At 41.4% G+C, this 23521-nt stretch carries 23 protein-coding genes and 2 pseudogenes; 13 read left to right on the forward strand and 12 right to left on the reverse strand.

Features of this window, described 5'->3' with window-relative positions; genetic code table 11:
• The 3 genes from AC5590_RS18470 to AC5590_RS18480 form a co-directional block, all read left to right on the forward strand.
• Positions 1 to 749: hypothetical protein (locus AC5590_RS18470; RefSeq protein WP_211178424.1), on the forward strand; the 749-nt coding region annotated here is incomplete at its 5' end.
• A gap of 493 nt (positions 750 to 1242) precedes the next feature.
• Positions 1243 to 2193 (forward strand): pentapeptide repeat-containing protein, encoded by a 951-nt coding sequence (locus AC5590_RS18475; protein WP_169264964.1) that lies wholly within the window; start codon positions 1243 to 1245, stop codon positions 2191 to 2193.
• 9 nt (positions 2194 to 2202) lie between these two features.
• Entirely contained in the window at positions 2203 to 3558 is a 1356-nt protein-coding gene (locus AC5590_RS18480; protein WP_211178425.1) for an AAA-like domain-containing protein, read from the forward strand.
• A gap of 109 nt (positions 3559 to 3667) precedes the next feature.
• Here AC5590_RS18480 and AC5590_RS18485 read toward each other — a convergent pair whose 3' ends face one another.
• Complete coding sequence (locus AC5590_RS18485; protein WP_169264965.1) at positions 3668 to 3979, reverse strand: hypothetical protein; 312 nt, start codon at positions 3977 to 3979, stop codon at positions 3668 to 3670.
• A gap of 156 nt (positions 3980 to 4135) precedes the next feature.
• Positions 4136 to 4282, reverse strand: a pseudogene (locus AC5590_RS18490) (photosystem I reaction center subunit XII); the annotation flags it as partial.
• 359 nt (positions 4283 to 4641) lie between these two features.
• On the opposite strand from AC5590_RS18490, the gene AC5590_RS18495 reads away from it, so the two are divergent.
• Complete coding sequence (locus tag AC5590_RS18495) at positions 4642 to 4812, forward strand: NblA/ycf18 family protein (protein ID WP_169264966.1); 171 nt, start codon at positions 4642 to 4644, stop codon at positions 4810 to 4812.
• Positions 4813 to 4835: 23 nt separating this feature from the next.
• Here AC5590_RS18495 and AC5590_RS18500 read toward each other — a convergent pair whose 3' ends face one another.
• On the reverse strand, positions 4836 to 5018 hold the full coding sequence (locus AC5590_RS18500) for a hypothetical protein (protein WP_169264967.1): 183 nt from the start codon (positions 5016 to 5018) through the stop codon (positions 4836 to 4838).
• 116 nt (positions 5019 to 5134) lie between these two features.
• Between AC5590_RS18500 and cpeB the strand changes: the two genes are divergently transcribed.
• The 4 genes from cpeB to AC5590_RS18520 all read left to right on the forward strand — a co-directional run bounded on the left by cpeB (position 5135) and on the right by AC5590_RS18520 (position 8458).
• Positions 5135 to 5692, forward strand: a complete 558-nt coding sequence (gene cpeB / locus AC5590_RS18505; RefSeq protein ID WP_169264968.1) for a phycoerythrin subunit beta — start codon at positions 5135 to 5137, stop codon at positions 5690 to 5692.
• A gap of 72 nt (positions 5693 to 5764) precedes the next feature.
• Positions 5765 to 6256 carry a C-phycoerythrin subunit alpha gene (gene cpeA / locus AC5590_RS18510; RefSeq protein WP_169264969.1) on the forward strand — a complete coding sequence of 164 codons (492 nt, stop codon included), beginning with the start codon at positions 5765 to 5767 and terminating at the stop codon, positions 6254 to 6256.
• A 295-nt stretch (positions 6257 to 6551) separates the two neighbouring features.
• Positions 6552 to 7844, forward strand: a complete 1293-nt coding sequence (cpeY, locus tag AC5590_RS18515) for a C-phycoerythrin alpha-cysteine-82 phycoerythrobilin lyase CpeY (RefSeq protein ID WP_169264970.1) — start codon at positions 6552 to 6554, stop codon at positions 7842 to 7844.
• Positions 7841 to 8458 (forward strand): HEAT repeat domain-containing protein, encoded by a 618-nt coding sequence (locus AC5590_RS18520; RefSeq protein WP_169264971.1) that lies wholly within the window; start codon positions 7841 to 7843, stop codon positions 8456 to 8458. Before cpeY ends, AC5590_RS18520 begins: the two co-directional genes overlap by 4 nt.
• A 48-nt stretch (positions 8459 to 8506) precedes the next feature.
• On the opposite strand, the gene AC5590_RS18525 is transcribed toward AC5590_RS18520, so the two are convergent.
• From AC5590_RS18525 to AC5590_RS18545, 5 genes and pseudogenes are all read right to left on the reverse strand, one after another.
• A complete protein-coding gene (locus AC5590_RS18525) occupies positions 8507 to 9883 on the reverse strand; it encodes a protein kinase domain-containing protein (protein WP_169264972.1) in 1377 nt (458 codons plus the stop codon).
• A gap of 57 nt (positions 9884 to 9940) precedes the next feature.
• Positions 9941 to 10339, reverse strand: coding sequence for a PIN domain-containing protein (locus AC5590_RS18530; RefSeq protein WP_169264973.1), 399 nt, complete (start codon positions 10337 to 10339; stop codon positions 9941 to 9943).
• Positions 10340 to 10345: 6 nt separating this feature from the next.
• On the reverse strand, positions 10346 to 10582 hold the full coding sequence (locus AC5590_RS18535) for a hypothetical protein (RefSeq protein ID WP_169264974.1): 237 nt from the start codon (positions 10580 to 10582) through the stop codon (positions 10346 to 10348).
• A gap of 132 nt (positions 10583 to 10714) precedes the next feature.
• Complete coding sequence (locus AC5590_RS18540) at positions 10715 to 11464, reverse strand: protein kinase domain-containing protein (protein ID WP_169264975.1); 750 nt, start codon at positions 11462 to 11464, stop codon at positions 10715 to 10717.
• Between the two features lie 120 nt (positions 11465 to 11584).
• Positions 11585 to 11695 (reverse strand): annotated as a pseudogene (locus AC5590_RS18545) (DUF4351 domain-containing protein); the annotation flags it as partial.
• A gap of 476 nt (positions 11696 to 12171) precedes the next feature.
• On the opposite strand from AC5590_RS18545, the gene AC5590_RS18550 reads away from it, so the two are divergent.
• The 3 genes from AC5590_RS18550 (at position 12172) to AC5590_RS18560 (ending at position 15258) form a co-directional block, all read left to right on the forward strand.
• On the forward strand, positions 12172 to 13203 hold the full coding sequence (locus AC5590_RS18550) for a ComEA family DNA-binding protein (RefSeq protein ID WP_169264976.1): 1032 nt from the start codon (positions 12172 to 12174) through the stop codon (positions 13201 to 13203).
• A 187-nt stretch (positions 13204 to 13390) separates the two neighbouring features.
• Positions 13391 to 14359 (forward strand): FTR1 family iron permease, encoded by a 969-nt coding sequence (locus AC5590_RS18555; RefSeq protein ID WP_169264977.1) that lies wholly within the window; start codon positions 13391 to 13393, stop codon positions 14357 to 14359.
• Between the two features lie 98 nt (positions 14360 to 14457).
• Positions 14458 to 15258 (forward strand): MOSC domain-containing protein, encoded by an 801-nt coding sequence (locus AC5590_RS18560; RefSeq protein ID WP_169264978.1) that lies wholly within the window; start codon positions 14458 to 14460, stop codon positions 15256 to 15258.
• A 13-nt stretch (positions 15259 to 15271) separates the two neighbouring features.
• On the opposite strand, the gene AC5590_RS18565 is transcribed toward AC5590_RS18560, so the two are convergent.
• Both AC5590_RS18565 and AC5590_RS18570 read right to left on the reverse strand, forming a co-directional pair.
• Positions 15272 to 15499 carry a hypothetical protein gene (locus tag AC5590_RS18565; protein WP_169264979.1) on the reverse strand — a complete coding sequence of 76 codons (228 nt, stop codon included), beginning with the start codon at positions 15497 to 15499 and terminating at the stop codon, positions 15272 to 15274.
• Positions 15500 to 15698: 199 nt separating this feature from the next.
• A complete protein-coding gene (locus AC5590_RS18570; protein ID WP_169264980.1) occupies positions 15699 to 16097 on the reverse strand; it encodes a hypothetical protein in 399 nt (132 codons plus the stop codon).
• A gap of 634 nt (positions 16098 to 16731) precedes the next feature.
• Here AC5590_RS18570 and AC5590_RS18575 point away from each other — a divergent pair.
• Entirely contained in the window at positions 16732 to 20367 is a 3636-nt protein-coding gene (locus AC5590_RS18575; RefSeq protein WP_169264981.1) for a WD40 domain-containing protein, read from the forward strand.
• Positions 20368 to 20529: 162 nt separating this feature from the next.
• Positions 20530 to 21420 carry an ion channel gene (locus tag AC5590_RS18580; RefSeq protein WP_169264982.1) on the forward strand — a complete coding sequence of 297 codons (891 nt, stop codon included), beginning with the start codon at positions 20530 to 20532 and terminating at the stop codon, positions 21418 to 21420.
• Between the two features lie 135 nt (positions 21421 to 21555).
• Here AC5590_RS18580 and AC5590_RS18585 read toward each other — a convergent pair whose 3' ends face one another.
• Together AC5590_RS18585 and AC5590_RS18590 are read right to left on the reverse strand one after the other, a co-directional pair.
• Positions 21556 to 22710, reverse strand: a complete 1155-nt coding sequence (locus AC5590_RS18585) for a PstS family phosphate ABC transporter substrate-binding protein (RefSeq protein ID WP_169264983.1) — start codon at positions 22708 to 22710, stop codon at positions 21556 to 21558.
• Positions 22711 to 22717: 7 nt separating this feature from the next.
• Positions 22718 to 23521, reverse strand: coding sequence for an ATP-binding cassette domain-containing protein (locus tag AC5590_RS18590; RefSeq protein WP_169264984.1), 804 nt, complete (start codon positions 23519 to 23521; stop codon positions 22718 to 22720).

Raw genomic sequence — 23521 nt, forward strand, 5'->3', positions numbered from 1 at the left:
AGACATTCAACAGAGTTATTTCCCAAAAGCTTGTCAATAATAATACTGATTTGAACCACTACATTAGTCAGCAAATTGACAACATTTATGAGCAAAAGCTCCAACATCACATCCCATTGATTACCCACAACATTGTCAATAACAATGAGGAGTTAAACCAGTACATTGACCGACGCTTACAGCATCGTGTAAACAACACTGAAGTGAACAACGAGATTGTCAACTTAGTTGCCAACAGTCCTGAAATTAATAACAAGATTGAGAACCTGCGTAACGATTGGAATCGGACATTTATAGATCTGGTTACACAGCACGTGGATGAGATGATCAACACAATAGGCGATCAAGAGACATTCAACAGAGTTATTTCCCAAAAGCTTGTCAATAATAATACTGATTTGAAATACTACATCAGTCAGCAAATTGAGAATATTTATGACCAAAAAATACAAAATGAAATCTCTGTGATGATCCAGAATATTAGCGAGGAAATCGATAACACTCATATCAACCAAATCATAACAACTAAGAACGAACTGATTGTACTCATGAACAGTGCAGACAGACAGCTCTATGAGTGGATTCTGGGAGAACTGATGGCAATTAAAGGCTGCCTAACCGACCGTGAAACTCTTGTCGAAACGCTAGTCACCTTGACCACTGAACTCAGAACCAAGCTAGATAGAACTGCCTGCGTGGACATCAAGACATTTAAGCCGTTTAAACCTGTGTTAGAGTTAAACCAATAAGTAAGTAATTGCAATTACAGCCATTTTCAGGTAAATAAACCACAGTCCAAGGGAGGCAAGGCATTGCACCCTTACAAACGGTGTGGTTCATTTAAATGAAAACTGCTGTAAATATAAGATGTCTGTAGCGTTAATGTAGCGGACAAGCGAGAGCATACGGAACCAAGTGAAGCTGGGGTCAGTCTTTGCTCAGCCTTCACTTGGATCGCAATGACAAGCGATCTTATATTTATAGCAGTTGCCAGGTAGATTAGGACATCAACTAATGAGAAAACACGGAAACCACGGGATTTTCAAGCCTGCTCCCTGCTCCCTGCTATATTTTGACCCATCTACTTAACAGCAGATTATCATTATCAACAAACAGACCTCTTAATAACTGCGCTCTAGACTAGCAAGACTACGAATGAAAAAAAGAGAAGTCTGATTTCATACAGATCTCCTAGTGGCAAAAACTGAATATCCAAACGGGACTCCCCTGAATCTATTGAAAATGAAAAATCAAAAATCAGGAAAGAATGTGAACCCAAATGACATTCCTCAAGACTATGCAGCAATGGAAAGAGAATTCCAGAATCTGAGCTTCAGTGAAGCTTCCTTGAGCGGTGTAGATCTGAGTGGTACAGATTTTAGTCATGCCAATTTCAATGGTGCTGATCTCAGTAAGGTAAACTTAAGTGGAAGTAAATTGGTTTGGGCAGACTTGAATCGAGCTAATTTGAATCAAGCTAATTTGAGTTGGGTAAATCTATTTCATGCTTCTCTGTTATGGGCAAATCTCAATGAGGCGACTTTAAGCGGAGCTAACTTAAGTAGCGCTCGATTAAATCATGCCAACCTAAAGTTTGTTAAATTAATAGAGACAAATTTAACAGAGGTTGATTTGCAAGGAGCAGTTTTAACTCACGCTGATTTAACTAGGGCGAATCTTTTCAAAGCAATTCTCAAAGAAACTGATTTGACTGACGCAAATCTTGATGATGCCATTCTCAGGGAATCTAACTGTGAAGGTGCTATTTTGCGTGCGGCTTGCTTGCGGCGGGTTGACTTGGAGAAAGCGCAATTACAAGAAACAATTTTGAATGAAGCTGACTTGACTAAAGCTGATTTAATTGGTGCAGATTTGAGTCATGCTGATTTAACTAATGCAATATTAGTGGAAGTTTCTTTGGAATTAGCCAGTTTGTTAAACACAGATTTGAGTGGATCCAATTTAGAACAAGCTTCCTTATTTAATGCCAACCTAGAAGGTGCAGTGCTAAAGAGGGCAAATCTGAGAAATACAGATTTAAGACACGCGAATTTTAAAAACGCCTACCTTGAAGGAGTTGATTTTTATGGTTCTCGTGTCAAAGGAGCGCTTTTTAATGATGTTGTTGGTTTAACCGAGCAACAAAAACAATGGCTAAAAGGAAATGGAGCTTTAAATATATGTTACCTGTAAAAATAGATAATGATCACAGAAAAAATTCTCGAATCAATAGAAGGGATGATTCTTGACAAAACAGGAAAATCGCTCTCGTTTATCCAAAAAACTATTTTGTCCGAATCGATATCTGAAACAAAAAAAACCTATCCACAAATCGCGACAGAAAACAACTACTCAGAAACCTATATTAAACAAATAGTTGCCCCTAAATTATGGCAACTCATTTCAGATCTTGTTGGGGAAAAAATAAATAGAACGAATTGTCGTGCTGTTCTAGAGCAACGACTGGAAACTTTATCTTTGCAGATAACATCCGAGCCTGCACAGACGCAACGAAAGATAGCTTTAGAATCTCCAGAAGGACAAGTTCCTCTTTCTTCTACTTTGTATATTGAGCGGGATTTAGAAAAAATCTGTTATCAAGAAATTCTCCAACCTCGTGCATTGATTCGCATCAAAGCACCTCGAAAGATGGGGAAAACTTCCCTAATGACAAGAATTCTCGCTTATTGCAACTCTCATAATTATTATACAGTACGGTTAAGTTTAAATTACGCTGAAACAGAAGTTTTCGCCTCATTAGAAAAATTTATGCGCTGGTTCTGTGCCAATGTTACTCATCAATTGAAACTAGAATCAAAGCTGGAGGATTACTGGGATGAGGAAATAGGTACTTTGATGAACTGCACTATTTATTTTCAAGAATATCTATTACAGCAAATCTCTAGTCCCGTTATCTTGGCATTAGATGAAGTGAATAAGTTGTTTGAATATCCGAAACTAGCTCGTGATTTTCTAGCACTATTACGCTCATGGCATCAGGAAACGAGAGATATTTCGATGTGGCAAAAAATTCGGTTTATCATTGTTCAATCTACCGATATTTATATTGCCTTGGACATTAATAAATCTCCCTTTAATATAGGATTAGCAATTGATTTACCTCCTTTTACAAGATTACAGGTAGAAAAGTTAGTACAGCGTCACGGACTCCAGATGACATCTTCTGTACTGGAACAATTAATGGAACTCACGGAAGGATTTCCTTACTTAGTGCGGCTGGCGTTGTATCATACTGTAAATGATGATATTTCATTAGAAAGTTTACTGCAAAATGCCATAAATGATAACGGTATTTTCAGGAATCATTTACAAGAACAATTGTGGTATCTCCAACAATATACTGACTTAGCAGATGCTTTTCAACAAGTCATAATGGCGACTGCGCCGATTCCGTTAAAACAAGAGATAGGGTTTCAGTTAAAAAGTTTGGGATTGGTAAAGCTTTTAGGAGAACAAGCAAGTATTAGCTGTGGATTATATCGAGAGTATTTTAGTTATTACTTTAAACGGAATTCCAAAAACAAACCTTATAGTTAGTCTAAAATAGTCAATAATTATGTGATTTCCAGCAATTTTACAAGCTACATCAACGATTAAAATGTGTTCGGTCTGGTATTAAACCCCAGAGTTGTCCTGGGGTTATTCATTAGCTATCTTCAAATGTAAACCACTTACCTTTAACCAGTTCTTGACGGTGTTCTGGTAATATATCTGCCATAGCATCTAACCTAGATAGGTATATAAGGTATCGTCCTAAATGCTGGGGTTTTAATAGATGGAGTGGTCTTAAAGGAGTCTGTTTGTCGTCTTGATCTTCGTATTTCCAGTCTGATATAACTCGGTAATGCTCACCCATTTTGGCTACTACACAGTACTGTAAAACAGGCTGCCCTAGGAAAAGTGTGGAGCGATAAATACGAGTTAACTCTGGCTCTACACAGATGTCCTCTTGGTTCATTAGTTTTTCTCCTGGAACTAGTAGTGGTACTTATTAGGTTGCCCAGCCAGTCAGGCAGTGCTGCAGTCCTTGTTTCTCTTATTCGTTTGTCGTTGCGATTGTCCGGATAACTGGCAGCGATACGCACAAGCTAAAGCCTCTGGCTTATCGCACTTTGGCATAGCCCCGATACAGACGAAACATGCGGGTAAAACCAACTGTTTTCTGACCGAGTTGGGTAGAAAAACCGCGATAGTAGGGGACAATGAAATCGCCAAAGCTGACATCATACTCCGCCGAGTCGATATAGGAGTCGATATCTGCATTAAAGCTTTCATTTTTGATGACACCAACTTTAAAAAAGTTAACTAAACTTTAGATAATTTGCCAAGAACAATATGTGGAGTGAACTACCTACACTCTTCACAAGCCGAGGTAGTTTATACGATCAAATCTTCATCCCATCGGTTGATCTTTTTTCCTACCGGAGTTCCTACCGGAGTATCATATTCAGGTTGGTTCTATTGTCAATTTTTTGTTATATTAGTTAACAACAGGATAAAGATCTAAATACTTAGAAAAAAATCGAGTAAAAAGTTTTATTTACTACAGTGATAATTTAAGTCTGAATTTTATTGGTTATTTTACATCTCACTAAATTCACACCATTTGAGGCAATTATCATGGAACTTCCGATAGAACTTAGCTTAGAACAAGAATTTAGCCTGAAAACATATGAGCGACAGGTCAAAGGACTGAATGAGGAGCAGGCTCAGGGGCTGCTGTTGGAAGTCCTGCGGCAATTAATGATTAAAGAGAATGTGATTAAGCACCTGATCGCCCAGATAGAGTAGGTTAGACGCTCATTGGCTTTGAGTCAAAAGTCCATAACAAAAACAAAGCCGACAACAGGACTAGGCGTCCGACTCACCCCGCCCATAAATTTGATCTGCCCCACACTGTTAGGCGCGATCGCTCTAGGCATTGCCTTTACACTGCTAGTTTTTGTAACTGTTAAAGGGTTAAGAGCTAACTTTCCTTGGCTTAAAAAATATAGCAATTGTTACAGATTATTACTTTGTTTCTCAGAAGTGAGACACTAGCATACCTCTTCTTTTATCTTCAAAGATGTCTTGTCCAATACAAGATAAGAACTTAGAAGATAGGGAGAGTTCAATGGTACTCGACGCATTTTCCAAAGCCGTAGTTACAGCAGACGCTAAAACTGGCATCTTAAGTGGAGAAGAAATTAGTAAACTCCGCAGTTTTGTTAGCGAAGGTAACAAGCGTCTTGATGCTGTAAACGCGATCGCCAGCAACGCTAGCTGTATCGTTTCTGATGCTATCGCTGGGATGATCTGCGAAAACCAAGGCTTGATCCAAGCTGGTGGTAACTGCTATCCCAACCGCCGCATGGCTGCTTGTCTGCGTGATGGTGAAATCGTCCTGCGTTATATCACCTACGCTTTATTGGCTGGTGATGCTTCCGTTCTTGATGACCGCTGCCTCAACGGTTTGAAAGAAACCTATGCTGCTCTTGGTGTACCCACCACCTCCACAGTCAGAGCTCTTCAAATCATGAAGGCTAGCTCACTGGCTCACATCAACGACACCAATACAGAAGCTAATGGTGGTAAGAGATTCCGCAAAATGGGTTCTCAGCAAGGTGACTGCTCTGCTTTGACAGCTGAAGCAGCTAGCTACTTCGATCGCGTTGTTTCTGCTCTGAGCTAAGCAATAGCCAAAGCAATTGACGAATTGAATTGAAATAAACGCTTAAATATCTATTTCTGGAGATAGCAAAACATGAAATCAGTTGTGACTACAGTCATCGCTGCTGCTGATGCGGCTGGTCGTTTCCCCAGCACCTCTGACCTAGAATCTTTTCAAGGTAGTATCCAGCGTTCTGCTGCCCGTTTAGAAGCTGCTGAAAAGCTGAATAACGTGGACAGCGTAGCTAAGGAAGCTTACGATGCTGCTATCAAAAAGTATCCTTACCTGAACAATGATGGTGAAGCTAACAGCACTCAAGTCAAGAAAGATAAGTGTCTGCGTGACATCAAGCACTACATGCGCCTTATCCAATACTCCTTAGTAGTTGGTGGTACTGGCCCATTGGATGAGTGGGGTATTGCTGGTGGTCGTGAAGTTTATCGCGCGTTAGAACTGCCCACCGCTCCTTACGTTGAAGCACTCAGATTTGCTCGTAATCGTGGTTGCGCTCCTCGCGATATGTCTGCTCAAGCTCTAGTTGAGTACAACGCTCTTATCGACTATCTGATCAACTCCCTCTCATAGGTTCATAATCTCTCATAGCTGATTGGACTTAGGTTCGTCAGTCCTGGGGATTCTTAATCTAGTGCTTTGCCCAGAAAGGTTAAGTATTGGTTTGAGAATCCCCAGGTTCATGTTTTTAATCAGTTATCAGTCATCAGTTATCAGTGAAGGAGTCACCAAGTCACCAAGTCAGAAGTTCGGAAGTAGGAAGCCGGAAGCCGGAAAACTAAATTTTAATTTCTTTCTTCTGAATACTGAATTCTTCTTCAAATTGATAACTGTTAACTGTTAACTATTAACTGTTAACAGGTAACTTATGGATAAGCGCTTTTCCAATCTTTTTGGATTCACCGAAGAACAAGCTATTACTCTCTTGGATACGCCTCTAGACCAGTTAGCGGAAGATGACTCTCGCTACGTGGCTGCCTCAGAGTTGGTAAACTTCGCGACAGAGCGCTCTATCAACGCGCTGATTCGGGCAGTGCAAAACACCGATCCGTCCTTAGATAACCGCATCGTGCGACGCAAGTCAGTAGAGTCGCTGGGAAAGTTGCGCTCATTGCAAGCACTGCCAGCCATTAGCGGCTGCTTGGCAGATGAAGACTCCTATCTTGTGGAAAATGCGGTATGGGCGATTGGTGAAATAGGCACCCAAGACTCAGATATCCTCGAAGAAATTGCTCAATTACTCGAAAAGCCAGGACAAACCTATCGGGTGATTATCCATACCCTGGCAAAGTTAGATTATCCGCCAGCAGCGGAGCGTATCCGTAAATTTGTGGATGCTACCGACAAACCCACAGCAAGTGCAGCCATCTCTGCCGTTTGTCGCTTCACTGGAGACTACTCCCCAATTGAGAAGGTGCTTGCCTTACTTGAACACCCGAATGTGTATGCACGTCGGTTGTGCATCCAAGATTTGATCGATTCTCGGTATTACGCTGCTATTCCTCAGATTGCTCAGTGTCCGGTATCACTTGTGTTTCGTCTGCGGGGGATTCGCTTGTTGGCAGAAGCTGGTATTCCAGCAGGAGCGATCGCCTTTACAGATATTCAACCATCACTAGAGCAAGTCATTTTTGACCATCCAAGAGATTTGAAGTTGGTACATGGCTACGATCAGACTCCAACACTGGAATTTGTGATTAGAGAACTTTATGATACCGATTTTGGGCGTTGTTATCTGGCGACACAGACTATATTAGAAGAGTATCGTGAGAGTGCAGGTGAAGCCCTGATGGCAACCTATGCCGCTGAAGCTCACAATGACTATGGAGCACACTACCATGTGATGAAACTCTTGGGTTGGCTCAAGTATGCTCCAGGTTACGATTTGCTTGTTGAAGCTTTGAACAATCGCGAACCTCAGTTTCAGAAATCTCGGGCGGGGGCGGCGATCGCTCTAGGTGAATTGGGCGATACGAGTGCGATTCCTGCTCTGGTAGCCATTCTGGAAACTAAAATCTGGGATCTGAAGTATGCTGCATTAATGGCTCTGGAGAAACTTGGCGATACTAGTGCTCACACAATTGCAGCAAATGACCAAAACTGGTTGATTCGAGCCAAAGCAACTCACACTCCTGCATCCAGTAAAGTAATAAACCCATGACAGTAGATTCGCTATTTGAACAACTCAAACACCCAAATCCCAATCTACGGGAACGGGCAATGTTACAGTTGGCAGAAAACCGTGATCAAAATACGATTCCTCGTTTGATGAGTGTTCTCAATGATGAAGACGTCGTCTTTCGTCGAGCAGCAGTCAAAGCTTTAGGTATGATTGGCGTAGATAGTGTGCCACCTTTGGTAGAATCATTACTTAACAGCGACAATGTGACTGTCCGGGGTAGCTGTGCAAAGGCGCTGGCACAAATTGCGGTAAACTATCCAGATGTTCCTTTTCCAGCTGAAGGTTTGCAAGGATTGCAAACTGCCATCAACGACTCCAATCCAGTGGTTCATATTGCAGCTGTGATGGCGTTGGGTGAAGTTGGTTCCCCTGCTTTTGATATCTTGGTTGAGGCGCTGAAAACCACAGATAATGTAGCGGTGGCGGTGTCAGTCGTCAACGCACTTGCAGCATCGGGAGATGAACGAGCAAGAGAAATCCTCAAAGCATTGACTAATGATGAGTCTGCTGATTCTTATGTACACGAGTCAGCTGTGAGTGCGTTATCTCGCTTGGAGCAAATTATTAATTTCAAAGCTAGGCGACAACAGTGAACAGTTAACAGTGAACAGTAATCAGTCAACAGTTAACAGTGGTTTATATCACAACACATCCAACAACGCCTGCTTAAACTGAGTCGCACTCTTAAAGTAAATCTCTGGCTTCTCCACCAAAGCTAAATCAATCACCTCCGCCAGTCGTTGAGGTATATTTGCATCACGCTGGCGGATAGGTACAGAGTCATCTTCCAATATGGCTTTCCAGAGGTCTTTGTCAGTGAAATTACGAGGATAAAATCCAGTCAACATATAGTAAAGACAACCCGCAGCAGCCCACACATCGACTTCTGGTTTAACATGCTTATAATTTAAGAGTTGCTGGCGACATATCAAAACGGGAGTACCAGCTCTAAAACCTGTAAAAGTTTGACCGCTTAAACCTGCTAAATCAAACGCTTTTGATAAACCGTAGTCTCCGATTTTTACTGTTAGTTTACCATCAACATTGCCCAGGAAAATATTACTTGGTTTGAGATCGCGGTGAACCAAACCTCTACCTTTACCAAATCCACCATTACCTAATTTGACATTAGGAATTTCTGCGTTGTGGGTATATTCTAAACCGTCTAAAACTTGGAGAGTAATTGGGACAGCAATATCTATTGATAACTTTCCTCCCTGTCGCTCAATTAAGTCAGCAACAGTACCACCTTCACAATACTCCATTGTGAAAAAGAAAATGCTCTCCGAGTAACCATAATCAAGCAATTTCACCACATTAGGATGTCGCAACGCTTTCGTATTTTCTGTCTCCCGCATAAACATTTGTACAGCCCACTCATTTGCAGCAACTGCAGGTAACATAACTTTCAGGGCGACAAAATTTTTTGTTTGATTATGCTGTGCTAAATAAGCTTCGCCACAACCGCCTTTTCCTAATAGTTTGATAATGCTATAACCACGAATTGCTATGAGATTTTCGTCGCCTTTCTCTGCTAAACCCAACAAGCGTTTAATCAATTCCAAGAAAAATGGTGCTTGTGTTGGGCGTTGATTGACATTATGGATGTTAGCTGTACCAGGGACGAAATCAGGAATATTAAGTGATTGTAATTCAACTTCAATTCCAACGACAAATACTGTATTACCCAGTTTAATTTCATCTCCATCTTGCAAATCATACTCTGTCAATTCCAACTTCGCGGCTTCTTCTGGAGTTTGCTTGGATTGGCGTTGTCCAATTTTTTTACCGTTTACATAAGTTCCATTTCTACTACCAAAATCCCGCACGCGAATATTTGGCGGGTTGATATCTAATAAGCAGTGATAGCGGGAAATGGTAAGATGATCATCATCATCTGGTAGTTGCGGGTTGCAGTCTTTTGCTCTACCAATGATACAAGTTGTGCGGGAGTCGAAGGTATATTGTCTTCCTGGTGATTTGCCTTCAGTAATTGTGAGGGTGACTTTGGCAGGCATATTATATTTTTATATCTATTTGATATATCTTTGATATTATCATCACTAAATTTGAAGTTACCAAATAATAGTTACCAATCCTGATGCGGTAATATTTTGGTCACAGGTTAACAAAACAACTGTTTCTCCTTGATTGACCAAAACTATCGCAGTTGCAACAATTTGTCGGTCGTGCATTTCTGCGATCGCAGCTAAACCGATAGTTTGTTCAATGACATTTGTATCTAATGGATATACTACGATACGACTGTCCGCATTGACTGCTGAGAGTAAAGCAGTTGCTGAAGAAATCGATGTTCGTCCACGTTCCACAATCCAAACAGCCTCAGCTAAAGCTGTAGCAGGTATAATTAATTGGCTCTCAGCGTTGGAAAGAATTGTTTTCGCGTTACTTCCCAAGGGGGGATTACCTTCTAGAAACCAAATGAGAGCATGAGTATCGATAACATACTTCACTTTTATCTAAGACCAGTTTAATTCATCGCCAAAATCACCATGAAATTCTGCTATTTTGAAATCTTCCTCGCTTGATTGTTGATTTGAACCAGCCAACATACCAAAGTACATCATTTGTGGAGTAAATTGAACTGGCTTTGCTTCTAAAAAAGTAACAATGACGCGGCTTTCTACTACATCGGATGGTACTTCAGATAACTCAATCGTACCGTTTTTATAAACTCCTTCAACTGACTTCAACATTACCGCTAACCTCGTTGTTGGAATATAGTCTGATGGTTATTACATTTTATAGCAATCCTAAATCATTCGTGAAAAACAAGACCCCGACAACTCTTACGAAGTCGGGCATCTGTTGTATTTTTCCGGTTACTTTTAATTGTTGGGATTGGTGCAAAATATTATAAGAAGATAAGCTGACAGACTTTGGGAGGAAAAATGAAAGCACAAGAAGTAATGGGAAGCGTTGACGAAAACGGTAAACTGTGTTTGGATGAACCGCGTTGCGGCTAAACCATAAACATCAGTATAAGCACCAAAATTGCCCTTTCTTCTGTACTGTTCAATGGGTGCATAACCTTCAGTTCCATCACTCGTCATGCTGATGGATTTTTCACCAGTGCTAAACTGACGAGCAAGACCAAAATCAATCAACACTGCTTCTTGTTTGCCACGGCGCAAGAGAATATTATGAGGCTTGATATCCCGATGTAAGAATCCTTGTTGATGGACACATTCTAAAGCTTGCCCAATTTGGTTAATGTAAAGTAAGGCTTCATCCTCTGACAATTGCCCATCCTGATCAACATAAGTCTTTAAATCCACGCCATCAATATATTCCATCAGCATCCCCCACAGTCCATCTTCTTGGATGACATCCTCAAATTTCACAATATGGGGGTGAGTGCATCGTGCTAACCGTGTCATCTCTTGGACAAATTTTACCTGTCGTTCCTCAAAGTCTTTTCTTCCTTGCTGAAGGTGGTTGAGGGTTTTCAGGACAAATAATTTACCTGTACGCTGTTCGAGAATACTGTAGGTAATGCCAAAGCCACCGCTACCAAGGACTTTTTGAATGATAAAGCGTCCGTTTTGCAGTGATTGATTGGGCGTCCAAATTTTCATTGTTCCAGCTTGCGGTTTGAGAGCTATATATATACTGAGCTTAATACCCTCGCTTGGAAAAATGTTTCCTGACAACATTCTTTGTGATTCAAGATGTGGGGAAGCCTGTATGGTAAGCTGCTACTCGCTTTGATTTGCTTGCAACCAGTTGAGCAAATCCTCCATCGCCGTAAAATCTAACAAAGCTTCGCCAAGTGCTTCTAGCTGAGAAAGAGTTAGAGATTGGATGTGCGATACCTTCGGTGAGCTTCGCTAACGCAATAAGAGTGATAATTCTCCCACCCGTCTTTGTAGTATAAAATCAGCGTCTGTGTCTGTAAGCGCGGTATGGGCAATTGAAGAGTGGTTGCTCATACCGTACTTTTTACACATTCAAACATACTAAGAATTTATATTAAATCATAATCAAAAAATTAGCAAGTAGTTGAAAAATGATATCATTTGTGGGAAAGTATCATAGCAAAATCTAAGATCCACTGTCAAATTCAGAGATTGACACTCGTACAAAAAGTATGCAAAAAGCAGCACGTTATGTCAGGCAAAGCGCAGTATGTGCCTTGCGCTCAGCTTTGCTGTTGGATAGGCGAAAATGCAATATTGCAAAGCTTTTTGTATCTTTTTAACGGTGAAAGGTAAAAGTCTTTTTCCCGTGAAAATAGCAAAAAAATGTTTCAATGATTACCTTTTAACTACTTTGAGGAGCACAAATGATAAGATTTCGTTACATCTGCCTAACTATTGCTAGCGCAATCATCTTCGCTTTGACTTCCTGTAACGGTACACAAACCGCAGAAAATTCAACAACACCAGCGGCTAACTCCAGTCCCCAGGCTGCTACTGAAGCAGTTAGTCATAGCGGACACAGTAGTAAAAAGAAAATCAACATCAACAATGCGATCTTGTCGGAATTGGATAAGTTTGAGGGACAGCTTGGTGTTCCAGCATTATCAAATAAAATTCAGGCAAGTCGTCCCTATGGTAGTCCTGAGGACTTAGTTTCTAAAAAGGTAATTACTCAAGAGCAATTCGACAAGATTAAGGAGCAGGTTACGACTCAGGAAGTCGTTCTAACTGGGGAACCAAAAGACGTAGACTACATGACCAAACTAGGACTGATGAAAGGACACCTTTTGGTAGCAAAAGAACTGTTGGATCAAAATCAACCGAAAAAAGCAGAACCTCACATTGGTCATCCAGTTGAAGAGATTTATGTTGATGTAGAAGACCAATTAAATGAGCGCAAAGTCAAAGAGTTTAAGACATCTTTGGTTAGTTTGCAAGATTTTGTTAAATCCAATCCCAAAAGTCCCAAGATCAAAACTGATTTTACCTTTTCGATGCAAGCAGTTGATGGTGCTGTAAATGCTTTACCAGCAGATCAGCGATCGCAACCCAGATTCGTGCTACAAGTCATTAACGGATTGCTAGATGCAGCCAACTCAGAGTACACTGCGGCAATTGCAAATGGAAAAATTTCTGCAGAAATTGAGTATCAAGATTCCCGTGGCTTTGTCAACTACGCTGATGACTTATATAAAGGGATTTCTAGCAAAGTGGCTAAAGACTATCCCCAAGAATCTAAAGGAATTGAAGCCAGTATCGCTGAACTGATAAAAGTTTGGCCCTCTGCTATTGCACCCGCTAAACCAGTCAAAACCCCTGAAGATGTTACCAAGCTAGTGAAAACTATTGAGGAAAATTCCCAAAAAATCATAGATAGTTCCAGCACATCTACATAGCTATAGTATTTTGAATTGTTTGTAAGTGAAAAAGATGTTACGCGATTTCACTAAATAGTTATTGGTTATTTAGTCATTAGTCATGAGTGAAATAAAACCACTCATGAACGGCGGGTGCACTCAACGCTTAAAGTCGCAAAGGTGCACTGCCTCATTCGCACCCAGAACAAAAGAAAAAGGACAAATAATGAACTTTAGTGCTGCCTTACCCACTTTTGTGATTACACTCCGAGAAGGAGTAGAAGCTGCTCTCGTAGTTGGCATTGTACTAGCTTTGCTAAAAAAAGCTAAGCAATCTCGTCTGAACCCTTGGGTTTATGCTGGTGTCGGCGTTGGCATTATTGTCAGCGCACTCATAGGTTTTCTTTTCACTTGGGTGGTTCAAGCACTCAGTGCAATTAATCCTCAATACTCAACCGTGGTTGAGCCAATGATGGAAGGTGTGTTCAGTCTGTTGGCGATCGTTATGCTCAGCTGGATGCTAATCTGGATGACCAAACAAGCCAGATTTATGAAGGCTCAAGTTGAAGGAGCAGTAACAGATGCTTTAAAGCAGAATAAGGTTGCTGGTTGGGGTGTTTTCAGTTTAGTATTTATTGCCGTTGTACGGGAAGGTTTTGAAACGGTTTTGTTCGTTGCTGCTAACCTTCAACAAGGGCTTTTTCCTGCTTTTGGCGCTCTTGCTGGTATTGCAGTCGCAGCGGGAATTGGTGTGCTTTTATTTAAATGGGGTGTTAAAATTAATATCCGCCAATTTTTCCAAGTCATGGGTATTTTCTTGGTGTTAATTGTGGCGGGGTTAGTGGTGACTTCTTTGCAGAAGTTTGACGAAGCTTTTGCAACCCTTGCTCTTAGTAATCGCGCCTCGGAAGGTCTTTGTTTTTATTACGAACGGTTCACAAGAATTCACTCTTGTATCTTAGGTCCAATGGTTTGGAATACTTCCAACATCTTGCCTGATGAAAAGTTCCCTGGCGTTATTTTTCAAGCCTTATTTGGTTACAGGCAATATCTTTATGTTGTGCAAGCTGTGGGATATGTCCTGTTTTTAGGAACAGTTGGAGGTTTGTATTTCCGCAGCATCATGGGTGGAGGAAATAGTCGTCCTAAAAAGCAGTCAGTTGCACAAAAATCGATGGGTTCTGTAAAAGATTAGTCAAAATGAATAAAGGGTTTACCCTGACCGTAGTCGAAGGGTTCGTAATGAGCGCTGAAACGCTCATTACAAGCCAAATAATTAACAACTAATTTCCAATGACTAAGATTTGTGTCCAAGAGTTATTTATCTATCCATTTAAAGGTTTGAGCGCCCAGAAATGTGCTTGCGTTGAGTTGCAAGTTGGACATGGTATTCCGGGCGATCGCTCTTTCGGCTTAATGTTCAAAGAAGACGCACAATATCCCGACTCAACAAAAGTACCTTGGATGAAGAAGCACAACTTCGCCATGCAAAATGACTGGGGAGGACTAGCAGCGTTAGATTGTGATTATGAAGCAGCTACTAGCACCTTTACAGTGAAGCGCAAGGGTGTGGAGTTATTAGTTGCTGATACGACTAGCACAAGTGGACGCGACAGCATTGCAACCTTCTTCACAGGATACCTTGCAGGAATTTCCCCTAATCAAGCTGCGAGACATCCAAACCGCGCACCCTTGCAAGTTGTGGGAGAGTTTGGCAAAACTCGATACCCTGACAGGGAAGCCGTGCATATTTCTCTTGTCAGTCAAGCAACTCTCAACCATTTGAGTGAGATAGCAGGACAACAAGTAGATGTTCGTCGGTTTCGTCCTAATATTGTTTTAGATGCTGTACCCGCTTGGGGAGAATTTGACTGGGTAGGCAAAGAAATGCAGCTTGGTACAGCACGAATTGCTATTACAGCCAGGATTAATCGCTGCTTAAATATAGAAGTGAATCCAGAAACAGGAGAACGTGATATCTCCTTGTTAAGTTTGCTACAAAAGAATTTTCAACACACACAGACGGGTGTTTTGGCGCAGGTTATCAATGGTGGTACAGTGGGAATTGGTGATACTTTAAGCTGGGCTGAGTAAGTACTAAATTAGCTTAACGGAAGGAATCAAAAATGACTGTTATTGCTATCACGCAAAATAGGATAAGTCCCAATCGCCAAACTAAGCTCACAAATAGCGACGACAGCATGAAAGCAATCTTTGCTGCGCCAAAAGTCATTAACACAATATAGGCGATCGCAAAGCCGAAGAGTCCTAGTACAAAAAATTTGAGAAAATAAGCAGCCAATCTAAATAGGCGACTATTCTGATTTGGTTTCATAGTTCCTGTTCTCCATGTAAATTGGATTTAAGCAAAAAGCCGGGATGTGCTTTTATCACATCTCCGGCTTGTAAACTTCTCGTTTCTCGAAAGCCAAATGTCTCATAATTTGTAGATATTTTGTTGTACTATTAAGTCCGCCTCAGCTCTTGTATATTTTCTGAACTCTCAAGTAGCTGTAGAAATTGGATGCAGCTTTTTAGGTTTTTTTATGAGATAACCTCCATGCAATCCAATTTTCTAGAATGTGTTCGTACATCTGTTGGATTTCTTGCAGTTCCTTGTGATCAAGATGGTAGCGGTGACTTATGTGTCCACCAAGTTCAACAATAGTTTCGTAATTACCTTTTTTACTACGGGTGATGAACTCACCATGTTGAGTCGCAGACAATGCCTCAATCAGTAGAAAGCTCATGTGAGAAAAAACTGGGTGCAATTCAATCAAGCAGGGTTGCTCCAAAAAATTATCTTGCTTTCCTTGTTCTTGTAGTGTGACCATTGGCAAGGCTTCCAAAGGCGAATCTCCAATTTTTAACTGCATTTTGATGCCACTAAAACCGCTGAAAAACTCAGGAAATCGTGAGCGTGAGAAGGTCATATCAGTTGCTCCGTGAGGTTGACCGTTAATCTCGACTGCAATTATCTTGTGATGGAAAGCCGTAAATTATTTAGATTCAAAAGAAACAAGACTGTTACTGCTTACCTCACATATATCTAAGTTACATATAAGTATAAACATTTTTTTTCTCCTGAGCAAGTTTTAAAAAAATATTCTGCTCCATGTAGAGGCTTTTATGAAGTATCGTATACTATTTGACTATACTGTTCTCACACGTATATAATTATTTTAGTTACCTTTGATACAAAAAACTGCTTAGGAGATAAATGCGATAAAACAAGAAAAGTTACGTTTTTCTATAAAATTATCTGATTTTATGGGTAAAACCATCTTATTTATGATGAAAAATCAGTCTATATCGTAAAATCTGCTTTATTAGTCTTCTAAAAAACAACATTCTTTGATATGTCGCGTATAGCTATAGAATAAGTGAGTTTTATTGCGACATCGTTATTATCACTGTATGTGAGAAAAAAAGAGAGTGGAAAATGAAAAAAAGTTCATGAAACAGAGTGATGCAGTCCCAACATACCATATACTCTTTTCTGAATTATTCAGCCATGCTATAAAAAATTATCTCACATACTAATATGTTGTATGGAGTAAGGGTAAAATGGAGGATGCTGCCCATATGTCTCAGCTTCCAGAAAATTTCATCATAGAGTTCGCAACTAACTCTGGTGTAACTAAGACAGAGCTAGATGCCCTGCTCTTGGCATTGAATGACTTCTCAGGTGCGCAGATAGCTTCCAAGTTGGAGATTTCTCAAGCAGCAGTCAGAAAAAGATTAGGAGAAAACTACCGTAAATTAGGAATAGAAGGCAGTGGCAACAAAAAACTCAATAACCTCAAACAAAAGCTCTTAGCACAATATCAAGCAAGTAAAACAATTGACAGAATACCCCAAGAAGATTGGGGAGAAGCAGTTGATGTAGATGGTTTTTGGGGTCGAGACAAGGAAATTTCAGAGTTAGAACAGTGGATTGTGGGTGATAGTTCTGTTCGCTGTCGGCTAGTAGCGGTGTTAGGAATAGGAGGCATTGGCAAAACTGTATTCGCAGCACAAGTTGCCAAAAAAGTGCAGAAAAATTTTGATTATCTCATTTGGCGATCGCTAAACAATACTCCAGCTGTAGGTGAGCTTCTCACACAGCTGCTACGATTTTTACCTAAAGGTAGTGAACCTGACATACCAGATAACGATAACAGCAAGATACTACGGCTGATTGAGGTTTTGCGGAAACATCGTTGTTTAGTGGTTTTAGATAAAGTAGAAGCAGTGCTGCGTAGCAGCGCAGGCAGTACTTACGAAAGAGCCGGAGAATACCAACCTACGTATGAGAAATACGGCTACTTGTTTAAAAAAGTGGCAGAAGCGGGACATAAGAGTTGTTTACTGCTCATAAGCCGGGAAAAGCCCAAGCAAGTTGCACTGCTAGAAGGAAAAAACCTACCAGTAAAAGTGTTGCACCTTTTGGGACTAAACCTAGAAGAAGCTAAGGCAATGCTGAAAGATAAGGGGTTTTCCTGTCCAGATAATCAGTTAAGGGAATTAGTGGAGCGATATTCTGGCAACCCCTTAGCGTTAAAAATTGTCGCTACCACCATCTATAACTTATTTAGCAATAACATTACTGAATTTTTAAACCAAATTCAGCAGGAAACAGCAGTTTATGGAGATATTCGCTCTCTTTTAGACCAACAATTTAATCGCCTGTCGGAGTTGGAAAAACAACTGATGTACTGGCTAGCAATTCATCGTGAATATGTTTCTCTTAAAGAACTCAAAGATGACTTAATCACAACACAGCAGCCAGCAATCAGTATATTAGAAGCTGTAGAGTCTCTATTACGGCGCTCTCTCATTGAAAAAGAAGCAGGTTCCGGCAGGTTTCGCCAGCAGTCTGTTGTGATGGAATATATCACAGAGCAATTGATTGAAAAGGCATATCAAGAAATGCGTCTAGGAAATTGTCTAGGAGTTATTGACAATTATCCACTGATGAAAGCGCGATCGCTTGACTATATTCGCAAAACACAAGAGCGATTAATTCTTGAACCAGTTACAAAAAAGCTACTGAGTGCTTTTGGCAAAGAACTAGAATCCAAGTTACGTCGGATGCTAGCCCACTTACAACAGCAATCTCCTTTACAGAGGGGATATGCTGCTGGAAACTTGATCAATCTGCTGCGTCAACTTCAGATTGATCAATCAAGAATTGATTTGAGTGGGCGTGATTTTTCCAATCTGAGTATCAGTCAGACATATTTTAAAGATGTCAATTTACAGGATACTAGCTTTACAAATGCTGATCTAACGAGTTCGGTATTTACTGAAACATTGTCAAGTCTGGTATCAGTCAGATTTAGCACAAATGGAGAGTTTTTTGCCACAGGTGCAATTAATGGAGAAGTGCGTCTGTGGCGAACTTCAGATACCAAACAACTCCGTATTTATAAGGGTCACACTGCTTGGGTCTGGTCATTTGCCTTTAGTCCAGATAACCAAATTCTAGCCAGCGGTGGTGCAGATTACGCTATTAAATTATGGAATGTAGACACAGGCGAGTGTCTTCATACATTGACAGAACATACTAATAAAGTATATTCTGTTGCCTTTAATCCTCAAGGCACTATCTTGGCAAGCGCTAGTGAAGATCAAACCATTAGATTGTGGGATGTGAGCACTAGACAGTGCTTAAAAATCCTCTATGGTCACACGGATTGGGTTTGGTCCGTCACCTTCAATCCTGTTCAATATGACATCCTTGCTAGTAGCAGCGCTGATGGTACAATCAAGCTCTGGGATATTAATACGGGTGAATGTTTAAAAACCCTAAAAGGACATAGTAGCGAAGTTTACTCTGTGAGTTTTAGTCCAAATGGGCAAATACTAGCAAGTAGCAGCGAAGACCAAACTATCAAACTTTGGGACATTATCACAGGAAAGTGTAAGAAATCCTTAAATGGGCATAGCAAAACAGTATACTCTGTCCGCTTTAGTCCAGATGGGAAAATCATTGCCAGCTGTGGCGAAGACCGAACAATCAAGTTATGGGATATTGAGACAAGTAAATGTCTGAGAACCTTACGAGGGCATAGTAGCCAAGTATGGTCGATCGCCTTTAGTCCCGATGGGCGCACACTCATCAGCAGCAGTGATGATCAAACAGCAAGGCTTTGGGATGTAGCAACAGGCAACTCTCTCAATGTATTGCAAGGTTATACCCGTGGTGTCTATTCAGTCGCATTTAGTCCAGACAACCAAGTTCTAGCGAGTGGTCTTGATGACTACACAATAATCCTGTGGGAATTACGTACAGGAAAATCCCACTTTGTGGGGAAACATCAAGGACACGTTCGTTCGGTTGCCTTTAATCCAAATGGACAAATTCTTGCGAGCGCCGGTGGTGATAATAATATCAAGCTTTGGGATGTTCAAGATGTAAGTCAGAGCAAGTGCTTAAACACTCTTACAGGACACACGAACTGGGTGTGGACAGTGGTTTTCAGTCCAGATGGAAAAACTCTTGCTAGCAGTAGCGAAGATCAAACTGTGAGGATCTGGGATACTTGCACAGGTGAATGTCTCAAAATATTGCAAGGACATAGTCATTGGGTGTGGACAGTTGCTTTCAGTCCTCAAGGTACTCTCCTTGCTAGCGGCAGTGCTGACAATACTGTTAAACTTTGGGATGTTCCCACAGGGAAATGCATTGCAACTTTGGCAGATCATAAAAACTTAGTTTGGTCGGTCGCATTTAGTCCTGATGGAGAGTTTCTGGCAAGTGGTAGCGAAGACCAAACTGCTAAGCTGTGGAAGATCAGTACAGGTGAGTGCCAAAAAACTTTAGAAGGGCACACTCAGCAAGTTTACTCAGTAGCATTTAGTCCGGATGGGAAAACCCTTGCTACTGGTAGTGGTGATGGAACTGTAAAGTTATGGCAAGTTAGCACAGGTATTTGTTTAGACCCGCTCACTCGTGGACATACAGGAGCAATTCGTTCGGTGGCGTTTAGTTCTGTTAGCGCAGCGTCCCCGGAGGGGATTGGTCGCTTACTTGCTAGTGGTAGTGAAGATGAAAATATTCAGTTGTGGGATGTACACAAGTGTAGCCGACTACGCCAACTGAAGTCTGACCGACTTTATGAGCGCATGGAAATTACAGGTATTACTGGTTTAACAGATGCAGAGAAATCTTCTTTGAAAGCTTTAGGTGCAATTGAAACAGGTGAGCGACTGATTTAAATAAGTCGCAATTGTTTATTGACAGAGATTTGCTGGCTTTTGGTCTAGAGAAGCGATGACAAGGGAATATATGCGATCGCTCCTCTAGAAGATTTCGCTGGTATTTAATTAGATAATAAGTAATAAACATCCTTACTTCCAACTACCATAACTCAGTCGTCGATGAAAAAGACCCGTGGAAAAATCCCAAAAACTCGGAAGATTAACCGGGAGGGCAGCTACAACGTAGTGCGTATAGGTGCATCCAACAACCATTGGCGGGATCCATATCATGTGCTACTCACTCTTTGCTGGTATAAAACTCTAGGACTTATCAGTTTTGGGTATATACTCGCTAACGCTTTGTTTGCCTTGGCATATCTTGCAGGAGGCAATGGTATTGAAAATGCGCGTCCGGGTAATTTCCTGGATGTCTTTTTTTTCAGTGTCCAGACTATGGCATCTATCGGCTATGGCGCAATGTATCCCAAAACACTTTATGCTAACATCTTAGTGACTATCGAATCACTGTTAGGGCTGATGGGGTTGGCGATGGCAACTGGGTTAATGTTTGCTCGCTTTTCTCTTCCCACAGCGCGAGTCTTGTTTAGCCATGTAGCGATAATTACCCCGTATAACGGTATACCAACTCTCATGTTGCGGGTTGCCAATGAACGTCAAAACTGGATTTTAGAAGCACAAGTCAGAGTCAGCTTGGTACGCACCCAAATCACCAAAGAAGGAGATCTGATGCGTCGATTTTATGATGTGCATTTGCTTCGCAATCATTCTCCACTTTTTGCCCTGACTTGGACAATCATGCACCCAATAGACGAGAGCAGTCCTTTGTACGGAGTCTCAACAGAGGAGATGGTTGAGGATGAGATGGAAGTGATAGTCACCTTCACTGGGCTTGATGAAACTGTATCCCAAACTATCCATGCCCGTCACTCGTATATTCCAAAGCAAATTCTTTGGAATATGCGGTTTGTCGATATTTTATCGAAGACACGGGATGGCAAGCGCAGCATTGACTACTCCCGCTTTCATGATGTCATGCCGATAGACAATTAACTCATCAGTTATCAGTTACCAATTATTAGTTATCAGTTATCAATTGTTCACTGTTAAGCGTTGAGCGTTTCCTAGCGAGACGAGTTCCTATGGCTTTGCCACGCAAGCTAACATAAACCAAACCGGATTCCTATACTAATTACGAATAGGAACGAAACCAGCCTTCTCAATATACTGCTGTCCTTCTTGAGACAGCAACAGATTAGTATATGCTACTCCAGCAGCCTCATCGATAGTACCGTCTCGGCGAATGACTATAAACAGACGCCTAGTCAGGGGGTATGTGCCATCCCGCAAAGCTGTAGCGTTAACCTGCTTGCCATCATCTGTAAAGGGTGGCACGTAACTCTTAGAGTTGCCATGAGCGATCGCAAGAGGGCCGATTGACTTTTGACCGAGAATTGCTCCAGTAGAGCCAATGCCGATCGCACCTCGAATTGAGGAAACTTTACGAACACCATCAGTGTAATCGCGCATAAACTGTACTTTAGGACTGAGTTGATCCAATTCTGGACCAAGAAGAATGTTGAGTGAGGAACCAAACTTCGGGTTGAAAGCAAAAGCTGTGATTGCTAAGTCCGGTCCTCCCACCTGGTTCCAATTGGTGATTTTTCCTTTAAAAATATCTTTAACTTGCTCAACAGCAAGTCCAGGGATAGACACATCTGGATGGGTAAACAACAGGAAGCCGTCGATACCTATTGCCACCTGCTGTAGGGAAAAACCACGTTCTTTTGCCTTGCTGTAATGAGTATCCTCTAATGGCTTAGAAGACTGGGCAAAGCTGAGTTCGCCATCAAGCAACATAGTGATCCCAGTATTTTGACCAGGGTTGTTGTACTTAGGTTCGGTAAACCGCAACCCAAACTTTGGGTAAACTTGATTGATAGCCTTATGTAAACTGTTCCTCAGAGGTGCGAAGACGACAGCACCACCGTAATTGAATGTTCCTTCGGGCACCTTCGGAACTTCCTTCCTAGAATTATAGAGTCGGATATCCGAGGAAATGTTATCGGCAGAATTGTTGAGATTGCTTGGGGTTGAAGCTACTCGGACTTGCTGCCAGAAAAAATAACCTCCGATAGCAAAAAATAACACTGTGGCTACTACACTAATCCCACCTACGAGCAGTGTAGAATCAGAGGCAGGGCTGGGATCGCTGTTAGGTACAGAAGCTATAACAAGGGGCGTACCACACTTTTGACAATGTGTAGCCCCACGAGGATTTGCATCGTAGGCACATCGACCACAGATGATGTTTCCCTTGTTATTCGATTCGTCAGTATTCATTTCATTTTTAGGGGAGTATGTTGTAGGTAGCAATTGGTGCTATGGTAGATTCCCCTTTTGTCGATTTTTCGGAACTGGGTTTTGTACTTAACACCCGCTCCAAGATTTTATCGACTAATGTTGCAAATATAGCATCACTTCGCTGACGAGGACGAGCCAGGGGCACAGATAAATTCATAGCCACTTCACCTCGTTCTATGAGAATAATTCTATCAGCTAAAGTAACTGCCTCTTCTACATCATGAGTAATTAATAATGCAGTAAACTGCTGTTGTTGCCAGATGTCTTCTATCAGACGCTGCATCTCAATCCGAGTTAGGGCATCCAACGCTCCCAAAGGCTCATCTAGTAAGAGTAAACGTGGTTCACTCACCAATGCTCTTGCCAGTGCTACCCGTTGGCGTTGTCCTCCTGAAAGCACACTCGGCCATTCAAAAGCACGTTCTCCAAGTCCGACTTGTTCTAAAGCCCAATGTGCCTTTTGTCGCCAGTGTTCCTTTAATCCCAAGCCTACATTTTCTATCACTCGCTTCCACATTAAAAGACGAGCATCCTGAAACATCACTCGTGTTTCTGGATTGAGCTTACGCAATTGCTTGCCATCAAGTAATATACTGCCGTCACTTGGGGGTTCCAATCCTGCTAATAGCTTTAATAGGGTAGTTTTTCCACAGCCACTACGCCCAACAATCGCTACAAATTCCCCTTTAGCTATTTCTAAATCCAAGTTTTGCAATACACGAATATTCCCAAAGGTTTTACTTAGACCGATTACTTTTAAATCGACTCCTACGCGCTTGGATTTAATCAT

Origin of the sequence: Brasilonema octagenarum UFV-OR1 (assembly GCF_963888615.1) — a bacterium.
Classification (GTDB): Bacteria; Cyanobacteriota; Cyanobacteriia; order Cyanobacteriales; family Nostocaceae; genus Brasilonema; species Brasilonema sennae.

Coding starts and splice junctions, on each gene's coding strand:
- cpeY (WP_169264970.1), top strand. CDS start 6,552: ATGGATAAGCGCTTTTCCAATCTTTTTGGATTCACCGAAGAACAAGCT.
- AC5590_RS18560 (WP_169264978.1), top strand. CDS start 14,458: ATGACTAAGATTTGTGTCCAAGAGTTATTTATCTATCCATTTAAAGGT.
- AC5590_RS18525 (WP_169264972.1), bottom strand. CDS start 9,883: ATGCCTGCCAAAGTCACCCTCACAATTACTGAAGGCAAATCACCAGGA.
- cpeA (WP_169264969.1), top strand. CDS start 5,765: ATGAAATCAGTTGTGACTACAGTCATCGCTGCTGCTGATGCGGCTGGT.
- cpeB (WP_169264968.1), top strand. CDS start 5,135: ATGGTACTCGACGCATTTTCCAAAGCCGTAGTTACAGCAGACGCTAAA.
- AC5590_RS18570 (WP_169264980.1), bottom strand. CDS start 16,097: ATGACCTTCTCACGCTCACGATTTCCTGAGTTTTTCAGCGGTTTTAGT.
- AC5590_RS18480 (WP_211178425.1), top strand. CDS start 2,203: ATGATCACAGAAAAAATTCTCGAATCAATAGAAGGGATGATTCTTGAC.
- AC5590_RS18495 (WP_169264966.1), top strand. CDS start 4,642: ATGGAACTTCCGATAGAACTTAGCTTAGAACAAGAATTTAGCCTGAAA.
- AC5590_RS18535 (WP_169264974.1), bottom strand. CDS start 10,582: ATGTTGAAGTCAGTTGAAGGAGTTTATAAAAACGGTACGATTGAGTTA.
- AC5590_RS18555 (WP_169264977.1), top strand. CDS start 13,391: ATGAACTTTAGTGCTGCCTTACCCACTTTTGTGATTACACTCCGAGAA.
- AC5590_RS18485 (WP_169264965.1), bottom strand. CDS start 3,979: ATGAACCAAGAGGACATCTGTGTAGAGCCAGAGTTAACTCGTATTTAT.
- AC5590_RS18520 (WP_169264971.1), top strand. CDS start 7,841: ATGACAGTAGATTCGCTATTTGAACAACTCAAACACCCAAATCCCAAT.
- AC5590_RS18565 (WP_169264979.1), bottom strand. CDS start 15,499: ATGAAACCAAATCAGAATAGTCGCCTATTTAGATTGGCTGCTTATTTT.
- AC5590_RS18550 (WP_169264976.1), top strand. CDS start 12,172: ATGATAAGATTTCGTTACATCTGCCTAACTATTGCTAGCGCAATCATC.
- AC5590_RS18540 (WP_169264975.1), bottom strand. CDS start 11,464: ATGAAAATTTGGACGCCCAATCAATCACTGCAAAACGGACGCTTTATC.
- AC5590_RS18590 (WP_169264984.1), bottom strand. CDS start 23,521: ATGATTAAATCCAAGCGCGTAGGAGTCGATTTAAAAGTAATCGGTCTA.
- AC5590_RS18580 (WP_169264982.1), top strand. CDS start 20,530: ATGAAAAAGACCCGTGGAAAAATCCCAAAAACTCGGAAGATTAACCGG.
- AC5590_RS18475 (WP_169264964.1), top strand. CDS start 1,243: ATGAAAAATCAAAAATCAGGAAAGAATGTGAACCCAAATGACATTCCT.
- AC5590_RS18575 (WP_169264981.1), top strand. CDS start 16,732: ATGGAGGATGCTGCCCATATGTCTCAGCTTCCAGAAAATTTCATCATA.
- AC5590_RS18585 (WP_169264983.1), bottom strand. CDS start 22,710: ATGAATACTGACGAATCGAATAACAAGGGAAACATCATCTGTGGTCGA.